Genomic DNA, 13,010 nt, shown 5'->3' with positions numbered 1-13,010 from the left:
AGAATGGCGCGGTCGTCAGGAGGAGGCAGGAGTGGCACTGGCCCTCTACCGCAAGTACCGTCCTCGCACGTTTGCCGAGGTCATCGGGCAGGAGCACGTCACCGAGCCGCTGTCGCAGGCACTGCGCAGCGGGCGGCTGCACCACGCCTATCTGTTCTCCGGCCCGCGCGGCTGCGGCAAGACGTCCAGCGCTCGCATCCTGGCCCGGTCACTCAACTGTGAGCAGGGTCCCACCCCCGAGCCGTGCGGGGTCTGCGGCTCCTGCAAGTCCCTTGCCAATGACGGCGCCGGGTCGATTGACGTCATCGAGATCGACGCGGCCAGCCACGGCGGCGTCGACGACGCGCGTGAGCTGCGGGAGAAGGCGTTCTTCGCCCCCGCCAACAGCCGTTACAAGATCTACGTCATCGACGAGGCGCACATGGTCTCGTCGGCCGGCTTCAACGCGCTGCTCAAGCTGGTCGAGGAGCCGCCGGACTACGTCAAGTTCATCTTCGCCACGACCGAGCCGGAGAAGGTGCTCGGCACGATCCGGTCGCGGACCCATCACTACCCGTTCCGGCTGATCCCGCCGGCGGTGCTCCGGCCGTACCTGCAGCAGTTGACCGAGGCCGAGGGCACCCACGTCGACCCGGCGGTTTTTCCGCTGGTCGTGCGGGCCGGCGGCGGGAGCGCCCGCGACACACTGTCGGTCCTCGACCAGCTCATCGCCGGCGCCGGGCCGGGCGGCGTGGACTACGCCCGCGCCGTGTCGCTGCTGGGCGTCACCGACGGCGCGCTGATCGACGAGATGTGTGACGCGCTGGCCGCGGGTGACGGCGCCGCGGCCTACCAGACCATCGACCGGGTCGCCGAGGCCGGCCACGACCCCCGCCGCTTCGCCTCTGACCTGCTCGAACGCTTCCGCGACCTGATCGTCCTCCAGCAGGTGCCCGACGCGGTCACCAAAGGCCTCATCGACGGCCCAGCCGACCAACTCGACCAGATGGGCGCCCAGGCCACCCGCCTCGGCCCCGCCACCCTGTCCCGCTGCGCCGACATCGTGCACAACGGCCTGGTCGAGATGCGCGGCACCACCGCCCCCCGCCTCCTCCTCGAGCTGATCACCGCCCGGATGCTCCTCCCCGGCGCCGACGACTCCACGGGCGCGCTCCTCCAGCGCCTGGAACGCATGGAGCGGCGGCTCACCCTCACTTCTTCCGACGATTCCGTACGCCCGGAGCATCCGTCCCCACCCCACGCCGCCCCCGCCGCTCCCCAGGCAGCCGACCCCTCCGTCGCCGCCTCGGCATCCGCAGGCCCCTCCGTCGCCGGCGTCGGCCTGTCCGCGGCTCGAGCTGCTGCCGCCGCCGCCCGCCGCGGCCAGGCACCCGTCCAGCCGCCCGCCCCGGCACCCGACCGACCCGCCGGCCCGGCGCCCGCCCCGGCACCCGACCGACCCGCCGGCCCGGCACCCGCCCAGGTGGCTAGTGCAACCGGTGTGCTCCCGCCAGGCGCGGCCGCTGCCCAGCCGGCATCCGCCGCGCCCGTGGCACCTCCGATGCCTGCTGACAGTCAGCCGATGGACGCTGATTTGGCCGCCGGAGGCTCCAGGACGCAGGCCCCTGGCTCGATGTCGTCCGCGGAACCGGCGGCTGCGCCTTCCGCGACTGTGCCCGCTGCATCGGCCGTGGATGAACCCGGTGCGCCAGCCTCCCTGGCGCAGGGTCCGACCTCTGTCCCTGCCGCGCCAACCTCGGCCGCTCCAGGTGCCGTAGCGCCGGCCTCGGCGACTCCAAGTGCCGCCGCGCCGGTCTCGGCCAGCCCAGGTGCCGCCGCGCCAACCTCGGCCGCTCCAGGTGCCGCCGCGCCGGTCTCGGCCAGCCCAGGTGCCGCAGCGTCGGTCTCGGCTGCGTCTGCCGCTCCAGCGACTGGGCCGCGGGAAGAGCCGGCGGGGTTGATGCCGGATGCACCGGAGGAGCCGGGCGGTGTGCTCGATGCCGTGCCGGGGCAACTCACCGTGGCGTCGATCCGTGAGGTGTGGCCGCAGATCATGGTGGCGGTCGGTCGGAAGAGCAAAAAGATCGCCGCGCTGGCGCAGGGCGCCACCGTGCGCGAGCTCGAGGGGCAAACCGTCGTGCTGACGTTTCGGTTCCCCGCCCACGCCCGGATGGTCGCCGCGGAACCGCAGCTCATCGCCGACGCTCTGTATGAGGAGCTAGGTGGTCGCTGGCAGATCAGGTGCGACGTGGCGGGCGAGGGCGGCTCGCCGCCTAGCTCTGGCGGCCCGGCACCCCGAGGCCCGCAGGGCGGTGGTCCGGCCCCACGCGGGCCGCAGCCCGGCGGCGGCCCCGTTTCGGCTGGTCTGCAGGGCGGGGGTGGCCCCGTTTCGGCTGGTCCGCAGCCCGGCGGCGGCCCCGTTTCGGCTGGTCCGCAGGGCGGGGGTGGCCCCGTTTCGGCTGGTCCGCAGCCCGGCGGCGGCCCCGTTTCGGCTGGTCCGCAAGGTGGGGGTGGTCCTGTTTCGGCTGGTCCGCCGCCTGGCAGCGGCCCAGATGTGGCTAGCTCGCTGGTGGGGGGTGGCCCGGTTTCGGCCGGCCCGCAGGACGCAGGCGCTGTCCAGAGTCGGCCATCCCGAGAGATGGCTCCGGAACAGCGGATCCCGGCCCGCACCGAGGTGCCCGCAGGATCGATGGCCTCGGCGCGGCAGACGATGCCCGTCCCCGCAGAGCCGTCCGACGAGGACGATGATGGGGGCTGGCCGGAGCCCGTCAAGCCCGGTGACCTCGCCTTCACGGCGCCGTCACCCGCACATTCTGGTGTCCCGGCCGCTGGTTCCGCGGCAGACGAGCACGACGACGAATGGCCCGAGCCGGCGCGGCCTGGGCAGTCGGAGGAATGGCCCGAGCCGGCGCGGCCTGGGCAGCCGGCAGCCTCGGCAACTGTTTCCCCGCAAGCCGGCATCGCCGCCACCACCGAACCCCCCGCCTCGACCCGCGCTGACGAACCCGCCGAACCGGCAGCCGGCGCTGGCGAAGTTCCTACTCGGCCGAAGTCCGAAGGCGCATTCGGCCGGGTCAGCTCGGCCGATCCGCCCGTGCCTGAGGTGCGCGCAGGCGGATCCGGCACGAGTGCGGCAAGTCCGAGCGGCGGCGAGCCCGCCAAGACGCCGATCAGCGTGGGTCCACCGGCGGCCACCTCTAGTGCTGCAGCAGGTCGGGCGCCGAGCGCGGGCATCGCCGCGGCGCGGGCGGCGGCCGCACGGGGTGCTGCGCCCCTTGCTGGGCGCGGCGCCGCACCTGCAGCACAGCGCAACGCTGCAGCACCTGCTGCTCCCAGCAGTTCGACTAACTCTGCCCAGGCCGGCGCGGCCGGAAATGCAGCGGCGAAGGTCCGGGCCGGCGCGTCGGGTGGCTCGGGCCCAGGATTGGCGGGAAAGAACGGGAACGGGGGCAGCTCGTGGTCCGACGGATCACCGACCGAGGAAGCGCCGTACGACCCGGAGTACGACGGTCCGCCCAAGGGTGCTTCCTGGGAGGGGTTCGATCCGGGTGACGAACCGCTCGACGACGTGATCGATGAGAAGACCGCCCGGCAGAGCAGTCAGCAGCAGGCGGTGCAGCTGCTCAAGGATGCCTTCGGGGCGGAACTGATCAGCGAGTCCTGACCGACCCGCGCGCCGTTCCGGGCGCCGCGCACGGGACAATGGCACCGACCCCTGAACTCTGATTGAGGAGATTCGTATGCGCCCCGGTGGACAGCCGAACATGCAGCAGATCATGAAGCAGGCGCAGAAGATGCAGGAGCAGATGGCGAAGGCGCAGGCCGAGCTGGCCGAGGCCGAGCTGACCGGCACTGCGGGCGGTGGGCTGGTGACCGTGGTCGTGACCGGGCTGGGCGAGTACAAGTCCGTGAAGATCGACCCGAAAGCGGTTGACGCGGACGACGTGGAGACGCTGGAGGACCTGGTGCTCGCGGCTATCCACAACGCCGCGGAGGCGCAGCGGGAGCTGACCGAGAAGAAGATGGGTCCGGTCTCCGGTGGCCTGACCCTGCCGGGGTTCTGATCCCGTGTACGAGGGCGCCATCCAGGACCTGATCGACGAGTTGGGCCGGCTGCCGGGCGTGGGCCCGAAGAGCGCTCAACGGATCGCGTTCCACATCCTCTCCGCCGATCCGGCCGATGTGAACCGGCTGGCTACTTCGCTGCGCAAGGTGAAGGAGCTGGTCCGGTTCTGCACGGTCTGTTTCAACGTGGCCGAGGCTGAGCAGTGTCGGGTGTGCCGGGACACGCGTCGGACGAACGAAGTCCTGTGCGTGGTCGAGGAGTCGAAGGACATTGTCGCGATCGAGCGGACCGGTGAGTTCCGGGGCCGCTATCACGTCCTGGGTGGCGCTATCAATCCGCTGGAGGGCGTCGGCCCCGACAACCTGCGGATCCGGGAGCTGCTGGTCCGGCTCGGCACGGGCGAGGTCCGCGAGCTGATCCTGGCCACTGACCCGAACACCGAAGGCGAGGCGACGGCCACCTACCTGGCCCTCATGGTGAAGCCGATGGGCATCGCCGTGACCCGGCTCGCTAGCGGGCTGCCCGTCGGCGGCGACCTCGAGTACGCCGACGAGATCACCCTTGGCCGCGCTTTCGAGGGCCGCCGCGCCATCTGAGGCGGCGCCGGGAAGACGGATCTGAGGCGGCGCCCGGGAAGACGGATCTGAGGCGGCGCCGGGAAGACGGATCTGAGGCGGCGCCGGGAAGACCGGCCCGAGCTGTGCCTTGAAGCCGGCCGGGCGCAGCGCCACGGTCAGCGATCGGACGTCGTAGCGCGAAAATATCGTCTGGAGTCAAGCCGCGAAAGCGCGTGGACGTTCCGCAGTAGCGTCAGCCAAAGAAATGCATCGCCATTCACTAATGGTTGTGAATGAAGGCGGATCTCTCATCAATATCTGCGCCATAGTCCGTACGGTCAGACGTCGCCCACCCAGGGTGTCACGGCCGTATGACGTGCCTCTCGTCCACATGGGCCGCCCGGCCGTTTTGCCCGCGATCTCCTTGTTCCGGGCTTCGTAGACCACAGATTTCGGTCTTAGCCGGGCGTGCAGGTAACAGTCACATCACAGCCGAGACACGAACAGCAGACGCGAGGCCGTTGTGGCCTTGACCACGTCCCCGCCGTAGGTGAATGTTCCTAACGATGGCGGCACATTCGCCATCCGGTGCCTTCGCGGCCGGCCGATCAGGCCGATTCACGGAGGACGGCACTCGAAGGCTTGCGTAACCGATCGGTTGCCGGAGCGCTACGGGGCCATTGCCTCCGGCTGAGCGGGTAGCTACCCCGCATTGCCGGAGCGAGGCGTCGTGGTAGCCGGTGGCCTGGGAAAGGACCGGCGGTTAGATGTCGATCGGCCCAGAGGCGTCGATAACCGATGAGCGTTCGGCGCCCACCGACGACCCCGCCGACGTTCGCGACAGCGGCGAGAAGGCGGTCGCCGGCCGGTCGCTGAAGCAGATCGCCTGGCGGCGACTCAAGCGGGACAAGGTCGCCATGGGCGGCGGTGTGGTCATCATTGGCCTGGTGCTGCTCGCGATCCTGGCGCCGCTGCTGACCAAGTGGTTCGGGCACCCGATCAACGAGTTCCACAATGACCAGATCGATCCGACCATCCAGACGCCGTTGGGCGCGTTCGGCGGCATCAGCAAGGAATTCCTGCTCGGTGTCGAGCCGTCGTCGGGTCGGGACATCTTCAGCCGCATCCTGTACGGCGCGCAGACCACTCTGGTGGTCGCGGTGATGTCCGCGCTCGTGTCGACCATCCTCGGCAGCCTGTTCGGCCTCGCGGCCGGCTACCTGGGCGGCTGGGTCGACTCGGTCATCAGCCGGATCATGGACTTCCTGCTGGCGTTCCCCCAGCTGCTCTTCGCGATCGCGCTGGTCTCGGTGCTGCCGTCGGACCTGTTCGGGTTGGACGGGCGCTGGTCGCGGGTGATCGTGCTGATCGGCGTCATTGGGTTCTTCGGTTGGCCGTACATCGGGCGCATCGTCCGCGGGCAGACGCTCTCGTTGCGGGAGCGGGAGTTCGTCGAGGCGTCGAAGAGCCTGGGTGCCCGGTCGGGCCGCATTCTTTTCCGGGAGCTGCTGCCGAACCTGGCCGCGCCGATCCTCGTCTACACCACTCTGATCATCCCCACGAACATCCTGACGGATGCGGCGCTGAGCTTCCTCGGTGTCGGTATTCCGCCGCCGAACCCGTCGTGGGGCGGCATGTTGTCGGACGCGTTGCAGTACTACACGACGGATCCGATGTACATGATCATTCCGGGCGTCATGATCTTTGTGACCGTGCTGGCCTTCAACCTGTTCGGTGACGGTCTGCGCGACGCCCTCGACCCGAAGGCCCGCTGATCACCGCTCGGTGGTCCGGTGCCCGGTGCACCATCGCATGGTTCACGGAACCCGTGGTTCCGTTTCGAGGAGTAGGAGAACAGGTGGCTAGCAAGACAAAGGTGGTGGCGGCAGCAGGTGCCGTCATCGCGTTGGGTCTCACCGCCGCGTGCGGTGGCGCCTCTGACAAGAGCACGACAGCCGAGGGCAAGAGCGCCTTCGACGCCGCCATCACGTCGGTCGTGAACGCGAGCGACAAGAAGGGCGGCACGCTCAACCTGTGGACCTCGCAGGATGCCGACTCGTGGGACCCGGTCCGGGGTTACTACGCCTTCGTGTGGAACATGAACCGCTTCTACACCCGCAAGCTGATGGACTACGCGGCTGCGCCCGACAAGGCCGGCCTCAAGCTCACCCCCGACCTGGCCGCGGCCGAGCCGGAGATCAGTGCGGACAAGAAGACCTACACCTTCAAGCTGAAGTCGGGCATCAAGTTCGACGACGGCAAGCCGATCACGTCCAAGGACATCAAGTACGGCATCGAGCGCGTCTTCGCGCAGGACACCGTGCCGGGTGGCCCGGTGTACCTGATGGAGCACCTGGACCAGGGCCAGAAGTACCCCGGCCCGTACAAGGACCCGAACGGTGGTCTGAAGTCGATCGAGACGCCGGACGACTCGACGATCATCTTCAAGCTGGCGAAGCCGTTCGCGGACCTGCCCTACCTGCTGGCCATGCCCGGCGCGGGCCCCGTGCCGAAGGACCGGGACACCGGCGCCAAGTACGGCGAGAAGCCGGCCTCCTCGGGCCCGTACATGGTGGCCGAGTACACCCCGAAGAAGAGCTTCAAGCTGGTGCGTAACCCGCACTGGGACCAGAGCACCGACACGATCCGTAAGGCGCTGCCGGACGCGATCAACCTGACGGTGACCTCGAACGCCGAGGACCTGGACTCGCGGCTGCAGGCCGGCACCGCCGACCTCGACGTCGGCCAGACCGGCGTGCAGGCCAAGGCCCGCGCCGAGATCATTCAGGACCCGAAGAAGAAGATGTACGCGGACGCCCCGGCCACCGGCTTCATCCGGTACGCCGCGATGTCCTCGAAGGTCGAGCCCTTCACCAACGCCGAGTGCCGTAAGGCCGTGATCTACGCGTCCGACCCGACCTCGCTGCAGACCGCTCGCGGTGGCCCGCTGGCCGGTGGCGACATCGGCACGAACATGCTGCCGCCGAACATCGCGGGTTCCGACAAGTCGTACGACCCGTACGGTCGCGCGCAGGGCAAGCCGCAGGCCGACAAGGCCCAGGCCGCGCTCGCCGCTTGTGGCAAGCCGGAGGGCTTCAACACGATCATCGCGGTCCGCAACAACCGGCCCGCCGAGGTCAAGACCGCTGAGGCGCTGCAGGCCGCCCTGGCCACCGTGAAGATCAACGCGAAGATCGAGCAGTACGACGGCTCGCAGGTCGCGTCGGTGACGGGTGCTCCGGACAACGTGCACAGCAAGGGCTACGGCATCATCATCGGCGGCTGGGGTGCCGACTGGCAGACCGGTACCGGTTACCTGCAGGCCCTGGTGGACAGCCGGTACATCCTGAAGAACGGCAACTACAACCTGGCCGAGATCTCGGACCCGTCGATCGACAAACTGTTCGACGACGCCGCGCTGGAGACCGACCCGGCCAAGGCCGCGGAGATCTACAAGCAGATCAACACGAAGGTCATGGAAGGCGCCTACTACCTTCCGTTCGTGTTCGACAAGGCGCTCAACTACCGCAATCCGCGGCTGACGAACGTCTACATTCACGACGCCTTCGGCATGGTGGACTTCCAGGCCCTCGGCACGAGTGACGGTAAGTAACAAACCTTGCCCGCGTTGAACATCGGGTAGATCGAAGGGCAGGTGAAGGCCGCCCGCAGGGGGCGGGCGCCGGTTCCGCGAAGGAATCGGCGCCCGCTCACTGTTCGGCCGAATAGTCGTGCTGACTTACCTCATCCGGCGGATCGTCAACGCCGTGATCACCTTGCTGGTGGTCACGATGGTGACCTTCGGCATCTTCTTCGCCGTGCCCACGCTCACGGGTAGTGACCCGGCGCTGCTCTACATCGGCAAGACCGCGGATGCGGCCTCGCTGGAGGGCATCCGGACCAAGCTGGGTCTCAATGACCCGATCCCGGTGCAATACGGCAAGTTCCTGCAGGGCCTGGTGGTCGGCCGCGATTACACCAACGGCACGGACGTGACGCACTGCGACGCGCCCTGCTTCGGCTACTCGTTCAAGACCGAGCAGGAGGTGACCCCGATGTTGATGGCCGACATCCCGGTCACCCTGTCGCTAGCGATCGGTGCGGCGGTGCTGTGGGTCATCTTCGGCGTGTCGATCGGTGTGCTGTCCGCGCTCCGAAGAGGTGCGGCGGTGGACCGAATAGCGATGGTCATTGCATTGGCCGGCGTGTCGCTGCCGATCTACTTCACCGGTCAGCTGGCGCAGCTCGTCTTCGTGTACAAGTTGAACTGGTTGCCGGGCGGCGACTACAAGCCACTCACCGAGGATCCGGCCGCGTGGTTCAACAGCCTGATCCTGCCGTGGATCACGCTGGCGTTCCTTTTCGCCGCCACGTACGCCCGACTCACCCGGGCCAACATGTTGGAGACGCTGGGCGAGGACTACATCCGCACCGCGCGGGCGAAGGGGCTGCGCGAGCGTACGGTCATCGGTAAGCACGGGTTGCGTTCCGGTCTGACCCCGCTGGTCACCATCTTCGGTCTGGACTTCGGGGCGCTGCTCGCCGGTGCCATCCTCACCGAGCAGGTGTTCAACCTGCGGGGTCTCGGCGCCGAGGCGCTCACGGCGATCCGCGGCAACGACCTGCCGGTGATCCTGGGTGTGACCCTGGTGGCGGCGATCTTCATCGTGCTCATCAACCTCATCGTCGACCTGCTCTACAGCGTGATCGACCCGCGCGTACGGCTGGGCTGAGGAGAGAATCATGTCGACACACTCCCTCGCGGGCCTGCAAGCGCCGGGCAACTCCGGCACCCGGCCGTTCCTGGAGGTCAAGGACCTCACCATCCGCTTCGAGACCGACGACGGCATCGTGCAGGCCGTCAGTTCGTCGTCGTTCGCGGTCGAGCGCGGCAAGACCCTCGGCATCGTGGGCGAGTCGGGCTCCGGCAAGAGCGTCACCTCGCTCGGCATCCTGGGCCTGCACCGCACCCGGAGCAACGCCAAGGTCACCGGCGAGATCTGGTTGGACGACCAGGAATTGGTCACTGCCACCGACGAGCAGGTTCGCAAGCTGCGCGGTGACAAGATGGCGATGATCTTCCAGGATCCGCTGAGCGCGATGCACCCGTACTACACGGTCGGGGCGCAGATCGTCGAGGCGTACAAGGCGCACCACCCGAAGGCGTCCAAGAAGGAGGCCCGGGAGCGCACGATCGACATGCTCGCCCGGGTCGGCATCCCGCAGCCGGCGAAGCGCTTCGGCGAGTACGGTCACCAGTTCTCCGGTGGTATGCGCCAGCGCGCCATGATCGCGATGGCGCTGGTCAACGACCCGAAGCTGCTGATCGCGGACGAGCCGACCACGGCGCTGGACGTGACCGTGCAGGCGCAGATCCTGGACCTGATCCGGGACCTGCAGGAGGAGTTCGGCTCCGCGGTCATCATGATCACGCACGACCTGGGCGTGGTGGCCGAGCTGGCCGACGACGTCCTGGTCATGTACGGCGGAAAGATCATCGAGCGCGGTCCGGCAGCCGACGTGTTCCACGACCCGCAGCACCCGTACACCTGGGGGCTGTTGGGGTCGATGCCGCGGCTGGACCGTGAGGTGCGCGACCGGCTGACCCCGGTCAAGGGCACGCCGCCCAGCCTGATCAACCTGCCGTCTGGTTGTGCTTTCCACCCCCGGTGCCCCTATGCGGGCCGTAACGGCGACCGGTCCTTCACCGAGGTTCCGGAGCTGCGCGGTGGCGTGCACGCGGTCGCGTGCCACATGACCGGTGACCAGCGCCGGACGATCTTCGAGCAGGAAGTCGCTCCGAACCTGTGAGCGGCGAGCGGGAGGAATTGTGGCCGGTCATGATCGACTGCACCGGAGCGAGGAACGAGTGAAGGGCCAGGAGAGCATGACGACTGGGGCTCAGGGCGAGAACCTGCTCGAGGTCAGCGGCCTCAAGATGCACTTCCCGATCACCAAGGGCCTGTTCAAGCGGCAGGTCGGCGCGGTGCGCGCGGTCGACGGTCTTGACTTGCACGTCAAGGCGGGCGAGACGCTGGGCCTGGTCGGCGAGTCCGGCTGCGGCAAGTCGACGACGGGCCGGCTGATGACCCGGATCCTGGAGCCGACCGCCGGCAAGGTCGTCTTCGAGGGCCGCGACGTCAGCCACGTCGGCAACAAGGGGCTGCGCCCGCTGCGCCGAGACGTTCAGATGATCTTCCAGGACCCGTACTCGTCGCTGAACCCGCGGCACACGGTCGGCACGATCATCGCGGCGCCGCTGCAGATCCAGAAGATGCCGACGCCGAAGGGTCTCAAGACCGCGGTGCAGGACCTGCTCAAGCTGGTCGGCCTCAACCCGGAGCACTACAACCGCTATCCGCACGAGTTCTCCGGCGGCCAGCGCCAGCGCATCGGCATCGCCCGCGCGCTCGCGTTGCGACCGAAGTTGATCGTCGCCGACGAGCCGGTGTCCGCTTTGGACGTGTCGATCCAGGCGCAGGTCGTGAACCTGCTGGACGACCTGCAGCGGGAGTTCGATCTGACCTACGTGTTCATCGCGCACGACCTGTCGGTGGTGCGGCACATCTCGGACCGGGTCGCTGTCATGTACCTCGGCAAGGTCGTGGAGATCGCCGAACGGGACCAGCTGTACAAGAACCCGCGGCACCCGTACACGGTGGCGCTGATGTCGGCCGTGCCGACGCCGGACCCGGCCCGCCGCGACCGCGCGCAGCGAGAGCGGGTGCTGCTGACCGGCGACGTGCCGAGCCCGATCAACCCGCCGTCGGGTTGCCGGTTCCGGACCCGCTGCTGGAAGGCTCAGGACATCTGCGCGACGGAGGAGCCGCCGCTGGTCGTGCGGCTGGACGACCCGGATTCACACCAGACGGCCTGCCACTTCCCGATCGCCGAGGACGAGGTCGTGTCTGGTCGCCGTCCGGCGGGAGCATCAGCTTAAGGATCAAGAGCTTCATGTCGTAGCTCGGTGGGTGGTACAAGCCGCCGCTCCCGCCGGGCCGGGCGTGGGAATCCACGGAGCTGGCGCTCCGAGAACGGATTCCCACGCCCTTCACTGTGCGTGAGTGGTTGCGCGCCAGGGGCAGCACCCCCAACGGCGACAGGCTACGATGCCGTCGATATATCTACATCGGGGGATGGTTTGATGTTTCGTAAGGTCTGGCTGGCTCTGCTTCTGTGCGTCGCCACTACCGTTGCCGGCACGGCCGTTGCCGCCGGGCCTGCCGCCGCGGCGAGCGCGGGTTCGGTGAGCGCGGGCTCCTCGACGATCACGTTCAGGGCCTATCCCAAAGCCAGGAACCAGGTCGTGATCACTCGTTCCGGCCGGACCGTGACGATCGACGACCGGGTGGCCGTCAAACCCGGTAAGAACTGCAAGCAGGTCAAGGGCGACAAGACCAAGGTTCGCTGCAAGACCACGAAGACGCCCGCCAAGGTGGTCACCTGGCTGCACGACCGGAACGACTCGGTGGTGAACAAGAGCGATCTCCGGCTGGTGGCCTACGGCGGCTCGGGCAACGACTCGCTTGTCGGCGGACCGAAGGCCGATGAGCTGTACGGCGACGATCCGTGCGCCCGGACGGCCGGCAACGACAAGATGTGGGGCGCCGCCGGCAACGACTGGATCAGAGCCGGTGACGGCTCTGACTACGTCTCCGCGGGCGACGGCAACGACCGGGTTCTCGGTGACAGCGACTGCGTCGACGCGCCCGACCGCTCCGGCCACGACGTGATCCACGGCGGCAACGGCAACGACGACCTGTTCGGCGACAACGGCAACGATCAGCTGTACGGCGGTAACGGCACCGACTTCCTCCAGGGCTGGTACGGCGCGGACCGTATCGAGGGCGGCGCCGGCGACGACCAGCTGTACGGCGACCCCGACGACCGCAAGGTCTCCGCCGACGTGCTGCTCGGCGGCGCGGGCCTGGACCTGGTCGACTATCAGGGTTACAAGAAGCCCGTCACCGTCTCGCTCAACGGTGTGTCGGGTGACGACGGCGTGGCCGGCGAGCGCGACACCGTCGGTGCCGACGTGGAGCGCCTCAACGGCGGCTCGGGTAACGACCGTCTGGTCGGCAACGCGGCGGCCAACGAGATCGACGGTCTCGCCGGCGACGACACTATCCTCGGCGGCGCCGGCAACGACGACCTGCGCGGCGGGGACGGTGGCAACACGCTCTACGGCGAGGGGGGCGACGACATCCTGCAGTCCCTTTATGGTGTTACCCACCTCGACGGCGGCGAGAACAACGACCAGTGCCACAGTCGCTCTGAGACCATCACCGTGCTCTCTTGCGAGACGTTCCAGCGCTGGTGATACCGCGCGCACGGCACCTGCCCGGGGCACGCACGTCACCAGGATCCGCGACCAACTCGCCGACCTGCCCCAACGCCTCGCCTGCACC

9 protein-coding genes are annotated in these 13,010 nt (G+C 68.5%); all 9 read left to right on the top strand.

The features are described 5' to 3' along the window. Positions 1–31: 31 nt before the first annotated feature. Positions 32–3,643 (top strand): DNA polymerase III subunit gamma and tau, encoded by a 3,612-nt coding sequence (locus tag ACIA1L_RS12830; RefSeq protein WP_396072818.1) that lies wholly within the window; start codon positions 32–34, stop codon positions 3,641–3,643. Between the two features lie 76 nt (positions 3,644–3,719). Next, a complete protein-coding gene (locus ACIA1L_RS12825; protein WP_396072817.1) occupies positions 3,720–4,043 on the top strand; it encodes a YbaB/EbfC family nucleoid-associated protein in 324 nt (107 codons plus the stop codon). 4 nt (positions 4,044–4,047) lie between these two features. Beyond that, positions 4,048–4,641 carry a recombination mediator RecR gene (gene recR, locus ACIA1L_RS12820; protein WP_396072816.1) on the top strand — a complete coding sequence of 198 codons (594 nt, stop codon included), beginning with the start codon at positions 4,048–4,050 and terminating at the stop codon, positions 4,639–4,641. A gap of 728 nt (positions 4,642–5,369) precedes the next feature. Continuing rightward, positions 5,370–6,377, top strand: a complete 1,008-nt coding sequence (locus ACIA1L_RS12815; RefSeq protein WP_396072815.1) for an ABC transporter permease — start codon at positions 5,370–5,372, stop codon at positions 6,375–6,377. 83 nt (positions 6,378–6,460) lie between these two features. Continuing rightward, positions 6,461–8,215 (top strand): ABC transporter substrate-binding protein, encoded by a 1,755-nt coding sequence (locus ACIA1L_RS12810; RefSeq protein WP_396072814.1) that lies wholly within the window; start codon positions 6,461–6,463, stop codon positions 8,213–8,215. A 118-nt stretch (positions 8,216–8,333) separates the two neighbouring features. Then, positions 8,334–9,335, top strand: coding sequence for an ABC transporter permease (locus ACIA1L_RS12805; RefSeq protein ID WP_396072813.1), 1,002 nt, complete (start codon positions 8,334–8,336; stop codon positions 9,333–9,335). A gap of 10 nt (positions 9,336–9,345) precedes the next feature. Next, a complete protein-coding gene (locus ACIA1L_RS12800; RefSeq protein WP_396072812.1) occupies positions 9,346–10,413 on the top strand; it encodes an ABC transporter ATP-binding protein in 1,068 nt (355 codons plus the stop codon). A 76-nt stretch (positions 10,414–10,489) separates the two neighbouring features. Next, entirely contained in the window at positions 10,490–11,542 is a 1,053-nt protein-coding gene (locus ACIA1L_RS12795) for an ABC transporter ATP-binding protein (protein WP_396072811.1), read from the top strand. Between the two features lie 366 nt (positions 11,543–11,908). After that, on the top strand, positions 11,909–12,922 hold the full coding sequence (locus tag ACIA1L_RS12790; RefSeq protein ID WP_396072810.1) for a calcium-binding protein: 1,014 nt from the start codon (positions 11,909–11,911) through the stop codon (positions 12,920–12,922). Positions 12,923–13,010: the final 88 nt, after the last annotated feature.

Origin of the sequence: Actinoplanes sp. NPDC051859 (assembly GCF_044452725.1) — a bacterium.
Taxonomy (GTDB): Bacteria; Actinomycetota; Actinomycetes; order Mycobacteriales; family Micromonosporaceae; genus Actinoplanes.
This window is presented reverse-complemented; position numbering and strand designations above follow the sequence as displayed.

What these genes read in the sequence shown, in the direction of transcription:
- ACIA1L_RS12795 (WP_396072811.1), top strand. Translation starts at nt 10,490, where the DNA reads ATGACGACTGGGGCTCAGGGCGAGAACCTGCTCGAGGTCAGCGGCCTC.
- ACIA1L_RS12800 (WP_396072812.1), top strand. Translation starts at nt 9,346, where the DNA reads ATGTCGACACACTCCCTCGCGGGCCTGCAAGCGCCGGGCAACTCCGGC.
- ACIA1L_RS12825 (WP_396072817.1), top strand. Translation starts at nt 3,720, where the DNA reads ATGCGCCCCGGTGGACAGCCGAACATGCAGCAGATCATGAAGCAGGCG.
- ACIA1L_RS12815 (WP_396072815.1), top strand. Translation starts at nt 5,370, where the DNA reads ATGTCGATCGGCCCAGAGGCGTCGATAACCGATGAGCGTTCGGCGCCC.